This window comes from Rubidibacter lacunae KORDI 51-2 (genome assembly GCF_000473895.1).
Taxonomy (GTDB): domain Bacteria; phylum Cyanobacteriota; class Cyanobacteriia; order Cyanobacteriales; family Rubidibacteraceae; genus Rubidibacter; species Rubidibacter lacunae.
This window is the reverse complement of the sequence record NZ_ASSJ01000049.1, coordinates 40302-60591: the sequence shown is the minus strand read 5'-3', so window position 1 is coordinate 60591 and position 20290 is coordinate 40302. Positions and strand designations below refer to the sequence as shown.

At 55.5% G+C, this 20290-nt stretch carries 14 protein-coding genes; 4 read left to right on the top strand and 10 right to left on the bottom strand.

Annotated features, from left to right (window positions below; translation table 11 throughout):
- Window positions 1-27: 27 nt before the first annotated feature.
- From KR51_RS18265 to KR51_RS08735, 6 genes are all read right to left on the bottom strand, one after another.
- The gene (locus tag KR51_RS18265) at window positions 28-1194 is read right to left on the bottom strand and encodes a low-complexity tail membrane protein (RefSeq protein WP_022606909.1); all 1167 of its coding nucleotides are present in this window, start codon (window positions 1192-1194) and stop codon (window positions 28-30) included.
- Between the two features lie 81 nt (window positions 1195-1275).
- Window positions 1276-4365 carry a translation initiation factor IF-2 gene (infB, locus tag KR51_RS08755; RefSeq protein ID WP_022606907.1) on the bottom strand — a complete coding sequence of 1030 codons (3090 nt, stop codon included), beginning with the start codon at window positions 4363-4365 and terminating at the stop codon, window positions 1276-1278.
- Between the two features lie 376 nt (window positions 4366-4741).
- A complete protein-coding gene (locus KR51_RS08750) occupies window positions 4742-5005 on the bottom strand; it encodes a YlxR family protein (RefSeq protein WP_022606905.1) in 264 nt (87 codons plus the stop codon).
- A 91-nt stretch (window positions 5006-5096) separates the two neighbouring features.
- Window positions 5097-6461 (bottom strand): transcription termination factor NusA, encoded by a 1365-nt coding sequence (gene nusA, locus KR51_RS08745; protein WP_022606904.1) that lies wholly within the window; start codon window positions 6459-6461, stop codon window positions 5097-5099.
- 62 nt (window positions 6462-6523) lie between these two features.
- Entirely contained in the window at window positions 6524-6985 is a 462-nt protein-coding gene (rimP, locus tag KR51_RS08740; protein ID WP_022606902.1) for a ribosome maturation factor RimP, read from the bottom strand.
- 417 nt (window positions 6986-7402) lie between these two features.
- Complete coding sequence (locus tag KR51_RS08735) at window positions 7403-8440, bottom strand: hypothetical protein (RefSeq protein WP_022606900.1); 1038 nt, start codon at window positions 8438-8440, stop codon at window positions 7403-7405.
- Between the two features lie 283 nt (window positions 8441-8723).
- Between KR51_RS08735 and cbiD the strand changes: the two genes are divergently transcribed.
- The 3 genes from cbiD (at window position 8724) to KR51_RS08720 (ending at window position 12347) form a co-directional block, all read left to right on the top strand.
- Window positions 8724-9839 carry a cobalt-precorrin-5B (C(1))-methyltransferase CbiD gene (gene cbiD / locus KR51_RS08730; RefSeq protein WP_022606898.1) on the top strand — a complete coding sequence of 372 codons (1116 nt, stop codon included), beginning with the start codon at window positions 8724-8726 and terminating at the stop codon, window positions 9837-9839.
- Window positions 9840-10082: 243 nt separating this feature from the next.
- Window positions 10083-11645, top strand: a complete 1563-nt coding sequence (gene guaA / locus KR51_RS08725) for a glutamine-hydrolyzing GMP synthase (protein WP_022606897.1) — start codon at window positions 10083-10085, stop codon at window positions 11643-11645.
- Window positions 11646-11735: 90 nt separating this feature from the next.
- Window positions 11736-12347: a hypothetical protein gene (locus tag KR51_RS08720; RefSeq protein ID WP_198016737.1), complete on the top strand. Its 612-nt coding sequence runs from the start codon at window positions 11736-11738 to the stop codon at window positions 12345-12347.
- Between the two features lie 489 nt (window positions 12348-12836).
- Here the strand turns inward: KR51_RS08720 and KR51_RS17495 are convergent, their stop codons facing one another.
- The 4 genes from KR51_RS17495 to KR51_RS17490 all read right to left on the bottom strand — a co-directional run bounded on the left by KR51_RS17495 (window position 12837) and on the right by KR51_RS17490 (window position 18144).
- Window positions 12837-14879: a cation:proton antiporter gene (locus tag KR51_RS17495; RefSeq protein ID WP_022606892.1), complete on the bottom strand. Its 2043-nt coding sequence runs from the start codon at window positions 14877-14879 to the stop codon at window positions 12837-12839.
- A 595-nt stretch (window positions 14880-15474) separates the two neighbouring features.
- Window positions 15475-16299 carry a MarC family protein gene (locus tag KR51_RS08710; RefSeq protein ID WP_022606890.1) on the bottom strand — a complete coding sequence of 275 codons (825 nt, stop codon included), beginning with the start codon at window positions 16297-16299 and terminating at the stop codon, window positions 15475-15477.
- 345 nt (window positions 16300-16644) lie between these two features.
- Window positions 16645-17280 (bottom strand): Uma2 family endonuclease, encoded by a 636-nt coding sequence (locus tag KR51_RS08705; RefSeq protein ID WP_022606888.1) that lies wholly within the window; start codon window positions 17278-17280, stop codon window positions 16645-16647.
- 138 nt (window positions 17281-17418) lie between these two features.
- On the bottom strand, window positions 17419-18144 hold the full coding sequence (locus tag KR51_RS17490; RefSeq protein ID WP_022606886.1) for a potassium channel family protein: 726 nt from the start codon (window positions 18142-18144) through the stop codon (window positions 17419-17421).
- 912 nt (window positions 18145-19056) lie between these two features.
- Between KR51_RS17490 and KR51_RS08695 the strand changes: the two genes are divergently transcribed.
- A complete protein-coding gene (locus tag KR51_RS08695; protein WP_022606884.1) occupies window positions 19057-20286 on the top strand; it encodes a potassium/proton antiporter in 1230 nt (409 codons plus the stop codon).
- Window positions 20287-20290: the final 4 nt, after the last annotated feature.

Genomic DNA, 20290 nt, shown 5'->3' with positions numbered 1-20290 from the left:
TTGCTAGGACTATTGTGCGACACGCCGTCAGGCTTGCGAGTTGCGATCGTCAATCTGCGGCTCGACTGCATCGATTTCGCGACCTTCAGGTTCGCCAGCCGTGTCGATCGAGATTTCGGACTCAGTCTTGGACTCGGACTCAGTCTCGGACTCAGTTGACTCGTCGCTATCCGAAGCGGCAGTGCCTGCGTCTGCCTGAGAGTCGTTCGTTTGCTCTACCGATTCTGCAGATGAGCTTTCCTGAGTATCAGTTCCCTCCGCGTCAAATGAAGGATTGCCCGGCTCGGTTGACGCAACGACGGCGACCTCGCCGGCTTCAACTGTTGGCTCGCCGCCGTCGCCACGATCGCTGTAGTCGAATAGTTCTTTAGTTGCTTCAAAAATCGTCTCATCAGTAATAGATTTTGCTGCAGGGGGTTCGTCTGTCGACTCGACCCCGTCGGCGCGATCGGCATCGTCGAACCGTTCTTCTGTAGCGGGCTCGGCAACCGGCTCGTTGCTGGCATCCCCAACATCTGTTTGCACGCGATCGCTCACATCATCGTCTCCGGGTTCATCAGCGGTCAGGGAGGCGATATCCTCGACACGCGGCGCAGGAGCGACGCTCGGCACAATACTCGCGACGCGAATTCCGGGTACGAAAAAGTCCTTGCGAATTGCTGCCACTGGATACGGTTCGAGTCCGGCAACTGTCGACTCGCCGGTCAGTAGCACGCCTGCCACGCTCAGCGGCACCTGCAGAAACAGGTTCGCCGCAAAAAAAGCAACGGCGGCTGCCACGACGCCAAGCCAATGCGAGTGTATCGGTGTAGTCACTGCAGCTGCCGGTGCGTATCGCGCGATCTGCCACAGAACAACAGGCATCACTACTGCCGCGATCGCGCACCAGATCCGTTGCTTAGGCAGACCGAACGCACGGAGGATACGACGTTGTTGCTCGGTCAGGCGCTGGGGCTGGATTGAGAACAGCAGAAGGCTAAAGATATCAAAAGGTTGCTGCCACTGCATCCAAGCGATCGGCACGCACCCAAATACCCCGACCAGGAGCACATCCAGGGCTACCGGCCAGACCGCACCTTCAGCCGCTAAACCCAACCATACTGCCAGCAAACACGCTGGCAATGCTCCCAGACCCGCAAAGTGAATCCAGAGATACGGGTCCAACCGAAACGAATCCGAAGCACGAGCGCGCATGCAGCCTCCCAGCACAGCGTCAGTCAGTAGGTTGCGAGTAAGTCGGGCAGTAAGTAGTTGCCGTCGCGGTTGGAGTGCGTCCTAACGTCGGCTGCTAGTAGCCGCCGCTGGCGTGAGGGTACGGCGCTTCATCACCATCTCGTATGCCTCGATGATGTCGCCTTCCTTCCAATCGTTGAACTTCGTCGAGTTGATCCCGCACTCGTACCCGGCATTGACCTCACGGGCGTCTTCCTTGACGCGCTTGAGCGAGTCGATATTCCCCTGGTAAACCACCTCGCTGCCGCGGCGCACGCGCATGAAGCGGTTGCGGACGATCTTGCCCGAGAGTACGTAGCAACCCGCCACAGTGCCGCGTCCGACCGGGAACATGGCCCGCACCTCCGCTTCGCCCAGTGGCTGCTCGACTTCCTCCGGCTCCAAGAGACCTTCCATCGCTCCTTGAACGTCGTCCAAGAGGCGATAGATCACGTCGTACTCGCGCACGTCCACGCCTTCGCGATCGGCAGCTGCCTTGGCACCGCTTGCGAGCGTCGTGTTGAATCCCAAGATAACCGCACCGCTAGCAGCCGCCAGATCGACGTCGGTTTCAGTTACTTCGCCGGGGGCAGCCATCAGCACGCGCACTTGCACTTCATTTTGCGGGAGTTGCTCCAGCGAGCCCTCGATCGCCTCGACAGATCCTTGCACGTCAGCTTTCACGATCAAGTTCAGTTCTTTTAGCTCGCCCTCTTGTGCCTGGGCTGAGAGCCCGCTGAGCGAAACCCGCCGCGAGCGCGAGGCTCGCTGCAGGCGCGTCTGGCGCTGCTCCTGCAGGCAGCGCTCGGCCAGGGCACGGGCTTCTTTTTCGTTGGCAAAGACCTCAAACTCATCCCCAGCAGCCGGCACGTCGGTTAGTCCCAACACCTCCACCGGGAACGAGGGCGGCGCAGACTCGACGCGATCGCCCCGATCGTCGATCATGGCGCGGATTTTACCGAACACAGGACCGGCGACGAAGGCATCACCAACGCGCAGCGTGCCGTTCTGAACCAAGAGCGTTGCCACCGGACCTCGGGCACGATCCAGGTTTGCCTCGATAACTGTGCCGCGGGCCAGGCGATTGGGGTTTGCCGACAGTTCCTCGACCTCCGTTACCAACAAAATCATCTCGAGTAACGTATCGAGCCCATCGCCGCGCAAGGCGCTCACCGGGACCATCACCGTCTCGCCGCCCCATTCCTCGGGCAGCAGCCCCAGTTCGGCTAGCTCTTGCTTGACGCGATCGGGCTCGGACCCTTCTTTGTCAATCTTGTTGATTGCTACGATCAAAGGTACTTCTGCCGCGCGGGCGTGGCTCACGGCTTCTCGGGTCTGAGGCTGAACGCCGTCATCGGCTGCCACAACAAGAATTGCTACGTCCGTAACGCGCGCGCCGCGCGCGCGCATAGAGGTGAACGCTTCGTGGCCCGGTGTATCTAGGAAAACCACTTGCTTTTGCTCGCCACCGCGATCGACATCGACGTGGTAGGCGCCAATATGCTGGGTAATTCCCCCGGCTTCACCTTGAGCCACCCGTGTTTTGCGAATGGAGTCGAGCAGGCTGGTTTTGCCGTGATCCACGTGACCCATAATCGTCACGACCGGCGGACGCAGCGTGAGGTGCTCTAGATCGGTGTCATCGAGCATTTCCGTGGTCTTCGTCGCCTCAGCTTGCTCCTCTGGCACGTCAACCATGACGCCCATTTCTTCGGCGATGGTTTGTGCTGTGGGTAGGTCAAGCGTCTGCGTGACGTTGATCGCGATGCCTTTGAAGAACAGACTTTTGACGATTTCCGTCTCGGGCACAGCTAACATCTCTGCGAGGTCGCGGACGGTCAGCCCCTCAGTTAAGACAATCAGTTCAGGACGTTGCGGTGCCTCGCGCCGATCGCGCCGACGCGATGCGCTCCCGCCACCAGCACCTCCCTGATCGCTACTAGCACGAGCAGCCCGCGAGATCGGTTTCTTCGGCTTGCTCTGAGGCTTGGGCGCGGGTTTGTTTCGGACTAATGCTGCCGGTTTCGGGGGTCGTTCAAGAGAAAGTGCATTTGTAACGGAAACATCCTTGTCGGCGTCGAGCCCATCCAGTTCGACGTCCTCATCTTCGTCGACCGGTTTTGGACGTCGCTTTGCCTTGGTGCCGCTCTTGGCGGCAGCTTGCTCCTTCTCTTCCTCGTCCCAGTCGCGGCGCGGACTGCTGGTTCGTGTTTCGGGTCGCTTGAGCTTGGGCGTTTGGCGCTTTGGCTTCTCTAGCAACACCTCCACGCTGTCATCTACATCATCTGAACTGTCCGTGTCGTCCGTTGCCTGCGCTTGCTGTGGCTTGGTTTCTGCGTACTCGTCCCGAGAGGGCTTGGGTTTCAGGGCGCGGCGCGGGCGAAGCGGCGACTGTACGACACTCACCGATGACTCAGACTCGCTGCTACCGTGACGGCTCGGTGGTGGCGTTGGTTCGCCAGCGCCAGGCTTGCGCGGGGCTGGCGGTCGTTCCGGCCGGGGTTTGGACGGGATAACCGGTTTGCCCGGAGGGCCGAGCAACCTGGGTTTTCGTATTGGTTCGCGCGTTGGTGGAGTCTCCAACGACGAAGGCGCATCAGCTGATACCGGTGGTGGCGACGGCTGGAGTGGTTTCAGAACTGGCACCGTTGGTGCGTTCTGTCCGGGCGGACCGATTAGCTGCGGCTTTGACTGAGGAGGCGACGCTGCAGAAGTCTCGGATGGGGCTACTGCTGACGAGGGTTGTGGCTTATTGAGGGCGGGCGGGCGCGGTGGCGCTACGAGCTGTGGTGCATCGCCATCTGCATTGGTCGGAAGCGGAGGGGCAGGACGTACTCCCTTGCGCAAAGCAAGGATTTGTTGCTGGCGCGGCTTTTTCACGGGTGGCTGTACTTTTTTGCTGCCGCTAGAGCGCAACTGTGGCTTGGCACCGCCACCACTACTACTGCCATTGCCGCTCGCTGAGTTGCCACCGCTGCTAGCTGCTCCTTTGCCGCCGTTCCGCGCGCGCACGCGAATGCGCTCGGCATCGTCGTCAGTAATCGTACTGCTGTGGCTTTTAACGTTGATGCCGAGATCCTCGCAAATCCCGAGAATGTCTCTGTTATCCAGATCCAGTTCCTTGGATAGCTCGTAGATCCTGATTTTGCTCATGCACTGTGTCCCGTGGTCTTGCCCGTGTATGCGTTCGATGATTGGATGCGTGATGGGGTCGATGGTGGTTGCGTGGTGTTTACCCGTTTGCGCTTCGGTTTAAGTGCCGGAGGGACTGCGTAGCCCTGTCAAATCAAGCGCTCGCCCAGATAACTCGCTCGGCGAACTCGAGTTGGAATGGCAGGGAAGAGCTAGCAGCTGAAATCGAGAGTGAGGCGTCAGATACGGTAACTTCCAGCCACGCGTTCCCGATAGTCCAGTAAATCCGCAGGGCACTTATGGCGGTCTTCGCCTCAAGTTATCCTAGCGATAACAGTGGGTAACCCCAATAGCTCTGGCTAAAACCCCTAGCTCTCGAGGGAGAGCCCTGATGGAGTTAGCGCTCGGCCGCCCGGGCTACTAAGCGCTCGCTAAGCTGCTCGTAGATTGTCTCGGGAACCGCAGTTTTGAGCGCGCGCCCGAGACGGTTTTTTCGACGTGAGATTCGCAGACAAGCTGCCTGCGGGCAAATGTACGCTGAGCGCCCAATCCCTTCGTCTAATTGTACCGTTTGCGACGGAAAGACCCGCACTACTCGCCAGAAAGACGCTTTGGGTCCGCTCCGACGGCAGCTAACGCAGCGGCGATAATTGGGCGGCATGTTGTACGGATCTGTGGTGAAAATGAACGTAGTGGGGAGGGTGCTCAGCTGGTTAGTCCCCGTGTGCTTCCCCCGGCTTAAAGATGCCAAGCTACTCTTCCTCCAGAGCTGGGGCGATCGGTTGAGGATCGGCTGAGAACGCGACCGGTACCTCTTCGTCGTCGGATGTGAGGTCGACAGGGATTTCCTCGATATCCGACTCGTCGTCCAGCTCGGCGATGGCGTCGGGCAGGGGATCAGAATCATTGTCGTTGCTGTGGGAGAACTCCGAGAATTCGCTGTCGGTTGCAATGGGGGCAACCGGTTCGGGCTCGGGCTCGTATATTGCTTCATCTTTGATGTCGATGCGCCAACCCGTTAGGTGTGCAGCCAGACGGACATTTTGCCCTTCCTTTCCGATCGCCAAACTAAGCTGATTTTCGGGAACTAGTACGATTGCCTGACGCTCCTCCGAATCGGCGAGCAGAACCTCGGACACTCGAGCGGGGCTGAGCGCATTGGCAATGTAAGTGGCGGGGTCGGGCGACCAGCGAATGACGTCGATTTTCTCGCCGCGCAGTTCGTTAACGACTGCTTGAATGCGCGAGCCGCGCGCTCCAATACAAGCGCCAACCGGATCGACATCGCGTTCGAGCGTATCGACTGCAATTTTGGTGCGCGCGCCGACGTGCCGGGAGGGAGGGTTGGCCTCGCGGGCAACCGCGACAATCCGCACGACCTCGTCTTCGATTTCGGGAACTTCTGTTTCGAATAAGTAAACGACGAGGCCGGCAGCTGCTCGGGACACCAGAAGTTGAGGTCCGCGATGCGGACCTTCTCGAACCTTTTTCAAAAACACGCGGAAGGTTGCATTGGGGCGATAGCTGTCGTTCGGCAACTGTTCGCGCCGCGGTAACTCGGCCTCGACTTCTTCTAAGCGACTTTGACCGCTATAACCGCTACTCACGGCCATGATCGCGGACTGACGCTCGAAGCGCAATACACGAGCGTTGAGAACAGTTTCTTCTAAGTCTTGGAATTCTTCTTGGATGAGTTTTCGCTGTTGATCGCGGAGTTTTTGGAGCAAAACTTGCTTGGTCTGAATAGCGGCCATACGCCCGAAGTCGCTCTTTTCAGGAGTAACATCGAGGACAACATGATCGCCGAGTTGGGCTTCGCTAGCAACTTCTCGAACTTCACGCAAACTGATTTGATGATCCGCGTTTTCGACGTCTTCTACAATTTCTTTGGTGGAGAGGACGCGGAACCCCTCCTCATCCGTATCGAGTTCGACATCAAAATTCTCGAAGTAATCTTCGGTGTACTGCGCGTCGAGATCTTGAGAACGGCGATAGCGTTCGTAACCTTTTAAAAGCGCTTCGCTGAGAGCTTCCTGGACGGACGATTGGGGCAGCTTATGGCGTTCGCTAATCTCTTCGATCATCCCGCCCAATCCGGGCAGCGGTAAGAGCGTCATCAGTTTCTTCTCCTCGAAACGAATTCGGAATGGGGCAGCTGTCTGGGGCGGGTCGATCGCGATTAGGATTCTTCGTCGAGTTCGACACTAGCGATCGCGTCGCGGGGGATAGCCGTAACGCGACCTTTTTGGTTGATGTAAACAGCAGTTTCGTCGCGTTTTTGTAGGCGGCCGCGCCACTGGGTTTTGCCCTTATAGGGCTCGTGGGTGCTGATGCGGACGGGGAAGCCTTTAAAGCTGATGAAGTCACGATCGCACGCGAGTTCCGACGACAAGCCGGGGCTAGAGACTTCCAAGACGTAGGCGTCAGGGATCAGCCCGCTGGTGTCGAGACGGTCTTCAAGAGCGCGGCTCATGCGCTCGCAGTCGTCGAGCCCGGTGTCGGTGCCGAGGTTGCGAACATCGACGCGCAGAACCGGTGGGCTGTAATTGGTCTGGAAGACGAGGTTGACGATCTCGAGTCCGAGTTCGGCTGCCAGGGGGGCTGCCAGCTCCTGAATGGGTGCGATTGAAGGATGAGTCATTGCAAGCGGGCCATAAAAAAAGCGGGTTACCCCCCACTTTCTCGGCGACAGAGCCTCTGCCACTTCCGGCAGCTAGTGTAGCAGCAATTGTGAAGAACTGCCGGCCGCTCCTTCCGTCAGGGTTGCCAGGGCAAACGCAAACCCGCTGAGCCCGGATACTCAGCAGTTCGTCGTTTCCCCAACCAACCCTTAGTCGCTTTTTTGCTCCCTTCTGGCAATCTTGTCCTTAAACAGCGGATCCCATCGCGATGTGCCCGCAACATCGCCAGATTCTCCGGCATGTTCCCCTGGGCAGCCGAGGCAGATGGCTAGTTCCTCTATCCCCTTCTACTGCTATGCGTTTGCCCAATTTGGGATCATTGCCGATCGCCATCGCCCGAGCCATTGCGAGCAGTTCTGCCACGATCGCATCGCGGCTCAGGCGTCGGGAAGAACACGCAGGCGGACGAGGCGATCGCCGCTGTCGTCCAGTGGGACTTCAATCGTGTCGTTGGTTAGGACGTCCAGGCAACCAAGAAGCGCGCGTAGGTGTGGGTTGCTCGCACCCGTGTCTACATAGAGCCGATCGCTGAGGTTGCCAAGGCGCTTCCACAGCGCGAAGAGACGAGCGGTTGCCTGCTCGAGCTGTGCGGCTTGCTTGACGAGATCGGAGGTCAGGTTCAAGCAGCCCAATTGCAAGGCCTCATCGAGCGCCAGTTCCATGTCGACCTTGCAATTGCGGATTGCCTGCACGCGGGCTGCAGCATCTAGATAGCGCGACAGCGTGCGGGCCTCGCTCGCCAGGTGTTTGGCCGTATCGGTGTTGGGATGCTCTTGGATTTCGCGCTGGATTTCCCGTACGTGAGCGGGGGGCAACTTCTCCATTTCTTTCACGAGCGGTGCCAGGTGGCGAGCCGGCAGCGTTCCTTCGCCAGCCTTCTGCTTGACCTGCGGTGGCAGCAGATCCGAGCTCATGGCCGTCCACTCGTCGGAGAGTTGCTTGACTTCGCGGCGGGTGATGCGCGCGCCCCGATCCCGAGCCGCTTTGCTGATGAGGCGCTGGACTTCTGGGGCAGCCTTAGCCGTTTCGACAAACGCGCGCTTGCTGAAATTTCCGATCGCCTCGGCCGGTAAGTCGCCCGCGCTCAACAGCGTATCGGCACTATTCGCCAGTTGAATCAGCGAATAGGCACGACTTTTGGTAATCTCGCGGCGCTTGAGCCACTCGGAAAATCCCGCGCCGCGCGCGTCGCCGCCCAACTTCTCGCGATCGCGGACGGTGCGCAGGATGCGCCCGCGCCAAATATCGGTGCGGAGATCGATACGATCGCACTGCTGCCAGGCATTATCCAAGCGACGCTGAAACTCGCTGTGGTCGAGGGTCGGGTCTGCCGGGTCGGGCAGGTCGAAGTCAAAGGAAACGGGCGTCGCCAGGACATCAGCAAGTTCGGCGGTCGTCTCGGGAAGGTGCGCCATCGGTCTTCAAATGCGGGGGTTGCCAGCCGCGATTTTCACAGCTTCCAAATTATAAGGATGCTCCCCTGGTGGGGCAACGCGATTATCCGATCTCGCAGCGATTCGAGACATATTCTGGCTGGCGCTCGGGTGGTTGCTTCCCCAGCCTTTCCCCAAGCCCATCCCCGTAAATTCCCCAAGCACGAGCGCGGTGCCCTTTTAGGATCGAGCCAGTTCTATCGCGTCGTTCCTCAGATCGGCTCCCACGATCGCAGCGTCTCCTCAACCCAACTGCAAACTGCCTATGAATTCGTCAGTTCCCGCATCACCCCCCCCGCGCTCGGGATATACGCTGCCGGTGTTTGTCTGCGCGGCAGCTGTCGCTGCCCTGCGCCACTTACAGGGCGAACCGAGCGATCGCCTGGCGACGGTCGCACTGGATTTGCTCGAACCGCCGCAAACGGCAGCGATCCCCATCGAACAAATCGCGCGGCTCGACGACGGGCGGGTGCTGGCGATCGCCCGCAGCGACCCAGGCGACAACCTCGACCTTACTCGCCACACGCCGGTTTGGGCGCTGGTTGCCTGGGGCGATCCGGGACAACCCGAGGCAATCGCCATTCGCGCCGGCGAAGGTATCGGCCGTCAGGGCGACCGACCGGCGATCTACCGCTATGCGCGGCGGTTATTGCAGGCAAACCTCGAGCGCTTTCTACGGGCCGATGAGGCGATCGTCGCGACCCTTATCCTGCCCGAGGGCCGACGCCTCGCCGCGCGCACGTCCAATGCAGCGTTTGGCGTGGTCGAAGGACTGTCATTATTGGGAACGAGTGCGATCGCCCACCCCCTGAGCGCGCCTGCCCAACTCGATGATTTTCGCGAGGATCTAACGGTCAAAGCCCGCCAATTCAACTGTTTGGTGTTCTGTATCGGCGAAAACGGACTCGATCTTGCCCGACAGCAAGGCATCGCCCGCGAACGCCTGGTCAAAACAGCGAATTGGCTGGGTCCGCTCCTGGCGGCGGCCGGCGCGGCCGGCGTGCAGTCGATCTTGCTGTTCGGCTATCACGGCAAGTTACTTAAACTCGCCGGTGGCATCTTTCACACCCATCACCACCTTGCCGACGGTCGTTTGGAAATCCTCACCGCCCACGCTGCGTGTTGCGGGTTGCCCGCAGAGACAATCCGGGGGCTCTTTGCTTGTCCGACGGCCGAAGCTGCCTTGCAGCTATTGCGATCGCGCGATGCCGCTATCCCGGTTTATCGCGCAATTGCCGAGGCAATCGATCGCCGCAGCCGCGACTACATTCGCTGCCACGCCGAATGCGAGGTCGAGATCGGATCGGTCTTGTTCGATCGCGCGCGGCAGATTGTCGTCCGCAGTGCGATTGGCGATCGCCTGCTCGATCGCTCGTGCTAGGATCCGCGAACACCTCTCTTGATGGATGTTAGGGATGCTATCGACGATCTAGGGTTATTAAAATTTTTCGTCACGAACGCGCGGCACAACTTCGCCAAGGGTCGTGTTGGCATCTTAATTCCAACGGAACGCTCGAATCGCTCCTGACAACCTCGGATCGGACCCCTCATTTTCCGCGCCGTGATGACTCCAACCTCGCCTGCTCCTGTTGCGTCCGCCGCTGCCACCTCGGTAGTCACCCCGATGCTCGATCGCCAGACGATCGTTATTCTCGATTTCGGCTCGCAATACTCCGAGCTGATTGCACGCCGCATTCGCGAAACGCAAGTCTACTCCGAGGTGCTGTCCTATCGCACCACGGCCGAGCAGTTGCGCCAGCTGGCCCCGCGCGGCATCATCCTGTCCGGCGGACCCAACTCCGTTTATGACGAAGGCGCTCCCCACACCGATCCAGAAATCTGGCAGCTCGGCATTCCGATTATCGGTATTTGCTACGGAATGCAGGTGATGGTGCAACAGCTCGGCGGGACGGTCGAGCGAGCGACGCGCGCTGAATACGGCAAGGCGTCGTTATTCCTCAATTGCGCGGGCGATCTCTTCGACGGCGTCGTGGATGGGGCGACGATGTGGATGAGCCACGGTGACTCCTGCGTGCAACTTCCCGAAGGCTTTGAGGTATTGGCGCACACGGAAAACACGCCCTGCGCCGCGATCGCCAATACCCGGCGACGATTCTACGGCGTGCAGTTCCATCCCGAGGTCGTGCATTCTATCGGCGGCGCGGCGCTGATTCGCAACTTCGTTTATAAAATCTGCCAGTGCGAGCCGACTTGGACTGCCGAAGCATTTATCAACGACGCTATCCGCGAAGTCCGCGCTCAGGTCGGCGACAAGCGCGTGCTGTTGGCGCTCTCCGGCGGCGTCGATTCCTCGACGCTGGCGTTTCTATTGCACGAGGCCATTGGCGATCGCCTGACCTGCATGTTCATCGACCAAGGCTTCATGCGCAAACTCGAGCCAGAGCGCTTGCTCGAGATCTTCCGCGATCGGTTCCATATCAACGTCGAGTACGTGGATGCGGTGGATCGCTTCTTCGCGCAAATTGATGGCGTGACCGATCCCGAAGAAAAACGCCGTCGCATTGGCCACGAATTTATCAATGTCTTTGAAACCGAGTCCCAGCGCCTCGGACCGTTCGACTACCTGGCTCAGGGCACGCTCTATCCCGACGTGATCGAATCGGCGAACACGAACGTCGACCCCAAAACCGGCGAACGCGTTGCAGTCAAAATCAAGAGCCACCACAATGTCGGCGGACTCCCTGAAAACTTGCGCTTTAAGCTCGTCGAGCCGCTCCGCAAGCTGTTCAAGGACGAGGTTCGCAACGTTGCGCGCCTGCTCGGCTTGCCCGAAGACATCGTCCGCCGGCATCCATTCCCCGGTCCGGGCTTAGCCATTCGCATTATCGGCGAAGTTACCCAAGAGCGCCTGGCAATCTTGCGCGAAGCCGACCATATCGTCCGGGAAGAAATCCGCCGCCGGGGTAGCTACGACGATTTCTGGCAGGCATTTGCTGTCTTATTGCCGGTGCGAACGGTCGGTGTGATGGGCGATCGTCGCACCTATGCCTATCCGATCGTGTTGCGCTTAATTTCTAGTGAGGACGGCATGACGGCCGATTGGTCGCGGGTGCCCTACGACCTACTCGAGGCAATTTCCAATCGCATTGTCAACGAAGTCCGCGGCGTCAATCGCGTGGTGTACGACATTACCTCGAAGCCGCCGGGCACGATCGAGTGGGAATAGAGCGTAAACGCTATCTGTAGTGCGATTGCGTCTTCATGTTTGCTCGGTAGCGCTATCTATCCGTGTTGGGCATGCGATAATGTCGGTATAGTGCGAGAAATTACCGTGACGCGATCGCCCGAGCCATTACCTCCAAGCGCTCCACACCAACTCGGTCTGTTTGCTGCTGAGCCCTCGACGCCCTACCGGTTAGAGTCCTTACCGCAAATGAGCGCGGCGTTCCTGCTCCAGTGGAAGCAGCGGATCGTCAACCACCAGCGTCGGGCCCGCTGCGAGGTGCCCGTCCGACAAATAACCTGCGCGAGCGTCGCTGCAGTCAGTGTCGATCCCGAGGCGATCGACCCATTTGCGCTGTACTTGTACCCGTCGCTGTTTTATCGGCTACCGGGCGATCGCGGCGGCCATCCTTGCCTCTACTTCGCAATCGATCGCGCTGAGCCGTCGTTGCTCTTGTATGTGGGCGAAACCCAGCATTCCAATCAGCGCTGGAAACACGTACACGACTGCAAAAATTATATTGCGTGCTACATCGAGTTGCACCGCCAGTACGAGTTAGAGGTGGCGATCGCGATCGCGTTCTACTGGAACGTGCCGAGCGATGTAAGAGCCCGACGGCGACTGGAGAGTGCTCTGATTCGCAAGTGGCGATCGCCTTTCAACAAAGAAAACTGGCAGCGTTGGGGTCAGCCATTTAAGAAGTAGTGATGAAGAATGCAGTTGATGGAGTATCTCAAGACTTCGAATGGCAGAATTTGATTCTGGAAGAATCTTCATTACAACCTAAGTGGCTAGGAATCGAGCGCGGAGACAACGCTGACGTTTTGACTCATTTGTGTTGCCAAGTCGCACCATACCTACGACAGAGAAGATAAACAAAGCCTAGCAGCAAAGGATCCAGAGCTACCATTATTCGCTGCACTTCCAAGAGTTAGTATCAAACTCTTTAGTTCCCACGGGTAGAGAGTAGCTGAAAGGACGGATCTCCGTTCGAATCGGTTAGGACTACTTGATGAGAATAGAAGGAGATCGGAGCGAGGTTTGATGCTCCTCCTCAAGTACTGAAGATGGATTGCGTGGAGATAGAACCGATCCAGTTCGAGGATAAAGTAAATCCCTCCAACCTCCACCAAGTACTGCATTGAGAGTGCATTGAGCGTGGGTAAACCTCGGATATCTGAGCTTCAAATAAGACTAGCTGGGCTGCTCTAGAAGTTGTTCCGCTATTGCCTGACTAATGGCACCCTGTTTAGCAAATGCCTCAATCGCTCCCCGTTCCGCTAAAGAAGCCACTCGTGATGCGAGTTGCAACTGATAGTTAGCGACGAGCTCGGGATGTTCCCTGGCGATTGACTCGGCTGCTTTCAGGGCTGTCTTACGAGTGTCTGCATAGGTTTCCAGGCAATTTGCCATATTCGAACCTTCAATGCCGATGGACACCACGAATTCCGAGAACCGACTGCTAACTTCCTTGGCGGCATAGCCTCGCATCACCCAGTATTCGTATTCATCCAAAATGAGCCGCGAGTTTAGTTTCGCAACCCAACTGCTATCGGCGGCTAACCTCTTGCCAATTGCGAACCATAGCTGTTGCCAACGCCGCTCGAGGGGCGTTATTAGTGGAGCGATAGGAGGGGTTGTCCCCACCAAAACCGAGTCTCGTTTGAGGTTGATTCTCAAGAGGAAGTAGTCAAATACTGCAGGGGAGATGATACCGAGATCGCGCAAATTTCGATAAACAGTTTGTTCGAGATTTAAAGCTTCTAGCCAAGTGATTTCAGGGCCGGATTCAGAGGGAAGTTGGGAACGTAATGCTAGCAAAGATTGCTCGGATTGTTCGATCTCCTGCCGGTAACTCTGCTCGAATTGGGTTGCGATGTCGGCCTTGACAAACGCGGATTCGGCGATCGCCTTGCGAGTCTCTTCAAAGGCTGTTTGCCGAGCAGATACGCTAGCGATCGCTTGCCGGATGAGATCGACTTCTGAGGGGCGATCGAGCTTGAAAGAGCGGATCAAAGGTCCCACAGTCGTTCCCGGAATCATGATTGTAAAAAATGCAACCCCAAGCGTAAGCAGAACGATTAAATCCCGATTGGGGAACTCTGCTTCAAGACTCAGAGCTAAAGCCAAACAAACAGCACCTCGCAATCCTCCCCAGAAACTAATCATTTGATAGGGCAGCGAGATTGGTGCCGGCTGGAAGAGATTGACTAAATTCGTCAGTCCAAATACAACGATCGCCCGAGCAACTAGGATTGCAACCAGTGTTAGCCCCAGAGAGGAAAAAAGGAAGTTTGCTTGGCTGAGTTGGAAGAAAAGCTCAAACTTGGAGACTGTCAAACCTACGAGCAGGAAGATCAAGCTATTGGCGAGGAACGCTCCATACTCCCAAAACTCTCCTAGGAATTCTCGAACTTCGGACTGAATTGAAGTTGTCTTATACCACCCCAATACGATGCCAGCACTCACGACAGAAATAACCCCAGACACGTGGAACACTTCTTCTGCCAAGAGAAAGGATCCGTATGCTAATACGGCAGAGAGGGTGGCTAGCACGAGCGGGTTCTCCTCAACCCACGAGAAGGAAATGCGCGCCAAGTAAGAAAACGTTGCGCCAACGACGATCCCGCCAACGAATGAAATCGCAAAATCGATCGCCCCATCCTGGAGCGTTGTCGCGCTCAGTTCCCCAACGGCGATAATTCCTAAAATGATATTGAAAGTGACGATCGCAGTTGCGTCGTTAAACAGGCTTTCACCTTCTACCAAAACGGCTAGCCGCTTGGGAGCGCCTAACTCCTTGAAAAGAGCAATCACTGCAACTGGATCTGTTGCCGAGATCAAACTGCCGAATAACATGGCTTGCAGCAACGTCAGCGGCGTCCCCCAACTGAGGATAGTACCCGTAATTGCAGTTGCGATTAGGAGTCCTGGTGCTGCCAACGTCAAAATAGGCACGAGATTCCTAATCAACAGGCGACTATCCAAATTCAATGCCGACTCAAAGATGAGTGGAGGGACGAAGACAAACAAAATTAGATCGTGGGACAAAGACAACGTGCCAAACACTTCAAACAGCGCGACGTTGCGTGCTAGCCAGCCTAGGGCAATGCCGATAACGACCAGACCCGCAGTGTAAGGAAAGCGGAAGCGATTCAAGGCGACTGCTGCCAAGCACGCGATGGCTAGTAGAACTAAAATATCGATCTGGATTGTTAGTAGAGGATTGTGTTCCATTGGTTTTCGCTTCAGGTGGAATGCCAAATGTAGCTATTTCGAATCTGGATCGCCGTCAACAGGCTTGCACTTACATTTACAGAAAGGATGGATTGCGCAGTCATGCCATCCTGGCGGTTGTATTAACCTCGTACTGTGGAGCCAGAGGATTTATTGCCTGAAATTGGTGCAGTCACCTATATAGAGTTAATGGATATAAACACCGTTCGTAAATAAAGCCGGCGGTAATAAAGGCTGGCACTAACCTCAAACGCTGGAAAAATAAGTCGTACAAAATAAACAAGTTTATTGAAAATATGAGTGAGACTTGAGTCGATCGCTGGCATCCAGCTAACAGAAAACTGTCCCAGCACTAAAGGGCAATCGTTAGTTCAATCGCATCTGGTCGATCGACACGGTTATATTAGCATGGAGTCCCAGCCACCTTAGATTATTTCGGTATTCTCCAATACTGTTGGGCTATCAGCAAGGTGGCTTGTCGATCGGTTTCTTCCAAATATCGGTCGCTTCCAAATATAGGTGCCGGGCAATAATGAACGTAGAACTTGCCTTGAGCGAGTATGAAGGCAGTAGGAAACCCTTAAATTTAGCGCCGTCACGGCGAGCTATTCCAGATCGGTTGCAGTACGCGTACTTCAACTTCAATGCCCAGCAAAATCAGGCTAACTCCGAGAGCAAGTTGGAAAACACTGAGCGTGTAGCTCAATACAGAAAATAGAACTAGCGGCACGATCGCGAGTATGTAGCGCGCGGCGAGCATAGCGCAAAAGTCGAGAGTCAGAACAATCGCTAGCAATCCTAGAATTGCCATAGGATCGTGCTGGGTGTAGTGGGAAAATAATATAACCACCAAGACGATCGCGATCCCGGATGGCGTCAGGATTAACGAAAAAGTTAGCGGGCGAACGACAAGCTCCAACGAAGGTCGCTCGGGAAATTGAGGGGGTTGAGGCGGGTTGTTGATGATTTTGAGTACCCCGGTTGTGAGGATAAGTCCGGATGCAATTGCCGTTGCTCCAAGCCGGAGTTTCCAAATACTTGCAATTTTCTGCCCGATGACTGCAACAAAGAAAATAATGCTTGCAGACAGTATTGAGCTTCGTAGCGCGAGCTGAAAGCGAAGTTGCCGACTTGCTTTAGCAGTAAGTTGTGCAAAGGGGGCGAGAATCTTGACCGGACCGAGAGTAACCAGGAAGATGACAAAGATATTGAACAGCCCAAACCCGTTCCGCTTGCTCGCGATCGCTTCAATGTCGAGCCTTGCAAATGTTTCGGGTTGGACGACGGTGTCGGGAGCGACCTGAGCGATCGCCGTCGCGCCCAAAGTGGCGATCGCTATGTCAATCGCAATCGCAGCAGCGATCGGGATCCACCGCCAGTGGCGCAGTGCAAGCGATTCCGGACGGAGATGGTCTCGCATCAAAGTAGGTTCTCTCAGTTGGGCGATCGCGGTGAAGGCTCGCCAGGGGTGACGCACGTCGAGGGTACAGCGAGACTTTACTAGGCAGGCAGGTAGCTATGATTTTCTTGGCTTCGACACAGTCGGATTAATGTGGGAAATAAAATTTTTACCAAACCTTCTCCCCCACCACAGCCTTCGTCGTTATGATGCACCTTTCCTACCCGACCAGACCGCTTCCCTCATCGTGTCAAAAAATCTCTAAACTCAGGTCTATCCTCCATGCCCCGTGCAGTTAGAAAGTACGGTACAAATTCCTGCAGGAGTCCTTTTGAGATGCGATCGCCTCCTGGCCCTGGGAAGGACTTAGCTAAGCTGCGCGCGCATCCACTGCCGAAACTCGCGGAGCCAAGCATTTTCACCCGACCGCTGTCTTGCCTGCAGGAACCGCAGGACATCTTCAGCACTGAGTATCGGCAGGGCAACGGAAGCTTCTTGAGGATTGTATGCACCCTTAAAAAGGTGATAGATCGTCAATTTTTCTCCGTCGTACCGCCACACTTCCGGGATGCCCAGAGCTGCATAAATAACAAGACGGTCGAGGGAGCTGCTTGTGTGATCGATTTCGATCGCGAGATCGGGGGGTAGGTCTCGATTCGGATCGATGTCCGATCGATCCCGTACGCTCGGTTCGTTCTGAATGTAATAGCATCGGTCTGGCTCTAGACCTTTTTCTAAATCTTGTCGTTTCCAAGTCACCTGACCCAAGCTGGCAAGCTCGATTCCTAATTCTTCCGTCGCCGCTTCAACTAAACGCCCAATGCGCTTCTTGTACTGCTCGTGGGGCGGCAGGGGGACCATTATTTCTAGAATTCCTTGGTTGTAAGTGAGGCGCTTCGCTGGCTCGGATTCTAGGTCGCGGACCAAAGCTTCATAGGTGCTCCAACACACACCATGAAGAATGACGTGCTCGTGCTGTTTGGGAGCGATCGCGCCTGTCATAAATTGCTTCGATTACCGAGGTGTGTGCGGTCTGCCCTCAGTTTAAGCGCGAGTGCTTGCAAGGGCTACTTCCGCGTTGGCACAGCGCGATCGCGTTTTGGATCGACGCGATCGCAAGCAGAAAGAGCGAGCTACCTGCTAAGCATCGGATTTTGAGTACAGTCCAACCAACCGCGAGATGAAGATTGACGGATACATGATTCCGACGATCGCCTGGAGGCTTGCCAGCACCTGCACTGTCGGATCGACTGGAGAGATGTCACCATAGCCCAGGGTCGTGAGGGTAGTGAAGCTGAAGTACATCACGTTAAGTTTACAGTCCGTACACGACATTAAGAAGGCGTCTGGATTCCAGAGCGCAAATGTCTGATAAATCAGAGCCCACGTGAGTCCGAGCAGGATATATCCGCAAAGCCCGCCTTTGATCGTGTCTGCCGAAACACGTGTCTCGGTAAAGATGTAACGGGTGAAAGAGATGACTGAGACTGCAAGAAAAGTTGCATTGACTAGCAAGCCTACTGTCAGTGCGACTGTCCCACCATCGATATCGGGAGTTGTTGGATCGCCCAGCATTATTTGACCGATAAACGCACCGATCGCCAGGAGCGCATAGAAAACTGCTCCACGCCGTTTGAGACGCCCGCTGTTGATGGACAATGCGACGATTAGTATCGTGATGGCATTGAAAAACAGCAAACTGGTGCTGTCGCTGGTCATCGGGTGCGTCACGATAAACACGATCAGTGCCAAGAGCAGGCGATTGTAAGGATTAGTCGCCAGGAGACTCACTCCCCACTTCACAACCGAGAGCGGGTTAGTCGGAACCACTTTTTTTGTCGGCGGCGCGATCGCCTTCCTATTCATCTTTCCGTTCCTCTAGCTATCGGGTAGCGTCCTAAAAAAACCTACCAAACCTGCCCAACCGGCGAGGTTTCCCTGCAGATAAGTCTCTTGCACGACGATGATACAGCAGCTAATCGGTTTGAACCGCCCTACTTCTGCTGGCATCCCAGGCTTCAGGATCCGAAGCGGAAAACCATCTAAGCGTTGGGCTTAAAATACAGAACTCACTAAGCGCGCGCTAAAAATAGCCAGTTACATCGTCCCGACGATCGGCTGGAGGTTTATGTCTGAATGACTCGCACATTTCCTGAAACCCATGCAATCTTGCCACACGCTTGCGTGGTTAGATGCACTTGTGTCAGTCAGGGTTTGTATTGTTGGATCGTCCCTGACAAGCTGGCTTGCCAGAGCATTGGATGGCAATGAGAATCCCCAAGCCTGGTTGACTGACAAAACTTACACTGTAGCGGAGGTATAGCGAGTAGTCTAAATTTCAAACTCCAGCCGATAGCGGTTTTGCTGGTGCTGCCATCGTGACGCTTGCTCAAGGCTAGGGATCGATGTTGCCACAGATTCGCCCCCCCCGAACCAGCTCCCAACCTATCTAGAGTGTCGCCTGAGGGAGGCTAGCTCGGAGAGTCGTAGTTGGGTACAACCTAGACGATGTTTGCTCCCAGGCAAGGTTTTTAAGAGACTCATGCCATGTGAGGCAAAAACTCGCGCTGCTAGGAGCATCTTTTTTCAGTCGATTCGCCCCAGTAGTAGCAGGGTAGTACCACCTAATATGGATTCAGTAGCTTGGGTTTCCCAGGAAACAGTCCGTAAATTGCAACTCGATCCCCGGATGAGCGCGCACTGACACAGGAGTTGACAATCCTGTGCCCTTGCAGTAGTTCTTTGGAAAGTAATACTGTTTCAATAGAGTTGACACCCATGCCATCCCTGGAGTTATTCTGCTTTGCTGCTGGCTTGCTACTGATTTTGAGTGTTGCTGCCAGCAAGCTATCAACTAGGTTTGGGGTTCCTGGACTGCTTATATTCCTGCTAATTGGGATGCTGGCAGGCTCTGAAGGAATTGGGGGAATTTACTTCGACAACTACCAGTTAGCCAAAACAATCGGCGATATTGCGCTGATGTTCATCTTGTTTAATGGCGGGATGGAAACACAATGGCGTACCATTCAGCCAGTTTTGGGCGTAGGGTTGGTTCTCTCAACACTTGGCGTTGCACTCACCACACTCATACTGGGGACATTTGCTTGGGCCGTTTTGGGATCGTTCTCTTCGTTTGATTTTGGGCTAGATGGAATTAGTTGGTTAGAAGGGTTACTATTGGGCGCGATCGTTTCTTCAACTGATGCTGCCGCCGTCTTTTCAATTCTCAAGTCAGACAGATCGGGTCTTAAGGGTCACCTTAAACCATTACTAGAACTTGAATCTGGCAGTAACGATCCAATGGCAGTTTTACTTACGGATACGTTAGTAAAAGTCTTGGCCGCCTCAGACCCTTCCTCTACCGGACTGATGACGATAATGGTGACATTACTCTTACGACTGGGTGTGGCAACACTTGTGGGTTATGGCATCGGACTTCTGATGAGTTGGACGACCAATCGCTTTTCCTTCGACACAAAAGAACTGTACCCCGTTCTAACTGTAGGGCGCGTTTTATTAATTTATGGAATTGCTACTTTGCTACAAGGCAATGGCTTTCTAGCAATTTACGTGGCAGGTGTAGTCCTTGGCAACCAACGATATCCCTTCAAGGAGGAGATTGCTAGTTTTATGGAAGGGAATGCCTGGATAATGCAAATCAGCATGTTTTTAGTTCTAGGGCTTTTAGTGTTCCCCTCACAACTACTAGGGGTCGCACCAGTTGCCATAGCGATCGCCTTGTTTCTGATGTTTATAGCACGTCCATTGAGTGTATTTATTGGCTTGGCGTTGGCAAGGTATAGCTGGCAAGAAAAAACCTTCGTGTCTTGGGTAGGGCTGCGGGGAGCCGTACCGATTATCTTGGCGATCGCTCCCATCTCTGCGGGCTTGGACGATTCTAGAGTCATTTTTAATTTGGTCTTCTTTATCGTTTTGATTTCAGTATCCGTTCAGGGTTTGACCTTGACTTCCTCAGCCAGGTGGCTGAAACTGACAAATGATGTCTAATTGA

What these genes read in the sequence shown, in the direction of transcription:
- KR51_RS18265 (WP_022606909.1), bottom strand. Translation starts at nt 1,194, where the DNA reads ATGCGCGCTCGTGCTTCGGATTCGTTTCGGTTGGACCCGTATCTCTGG.
- infB (WP_022606907.1), bottom strand. Translation starts at nt 4,365, where the DNA reads ATGAGCAAAATCAGGATCTACGAGCTATCCAAGGAACTGGATCTGGAT.
- KR51_RS08750 (WP_022606905.1), bottom strand. Translation starts at nt 5,005, where the DNA reads ATGCCGCCCAATTATCGCCGCTGCGTTAGCTGCCGTCGGAGCGGACCC.
- nusA (WP_022606904.1), bottom strand. Translation starts at nt 6,461, where the DNA reads ATGACGCTCTTACCGCTGCCCGGATTGGGCGGGATGATCGAAGAGATT.
- rimP (WP_022606902.1), bottom strand. Translation starts at nt 6,985, where the DNA reads ATGACTCATCCTTCAATCGCACCCATTCAGGAGCTGGCAGCCCCCCTG.
- KR51_RS08735 (WP_022606900.1), bottom strand. Translation starts at nt 8,440, where the DNA reads ATGGCGCACCTTCCCGAGACGACCGCCGAACTTGCTGATGTCCTGGCG.
- cbiD (WP_022606898.1), top strand. Translation starts at nt 8,724, where the DNA reads ATGAATTCGTCAGTTCCCGCATCACCCCCCCCGCGCTCGGGATATACG.
- guaA (WP_022606897.1), top strand. Translation starts at nt 10,083, where the DNA reads ATGCTCGATCGCCAGACGATCGTTATTCTCGATTTCGGCTCGCAATAC.
- KR51_RS17495 (WP_022606892.1), bottom strand. Translation starts at nt 14,879, where the DNA reads ATGGAACACAATCCTCTACTAACAATCCAGATCGATATTTTAGTTCTA.
- KR51_RS08710 (WP_022606890.1), bottom strand. Translation starts at nt 16,299, where the DNA reads ATGCGAGACCATCTCCGTCCGGAATCGCTTGCACTGCGCCACTGGCGG.
- KR51_RS08705 (WP_022606888.1), bottom strand. Translation starts at nt 17,280, where the DNA reads ATGACAGGCGCGATCGCTCCCAAACAGCACGAGCACGTCATTCTTCAT.
- KR51_RS17490 (WP_022606886.1), bottom strand. Translation starts at nt 18,144, where the DNA reads ATGAATAGGAAGGCGATCGCGCCGCCGACAAAAAAAGTGGTTCCGACT.
- KR51_RS08695 (WP_022606884.1), top strand. Translation starts at nt 19,057, where the DNA reads ATGCCATCCCTGGAGTTATTCTGCTTTGCTGCTGGCTTGCTACTGATT.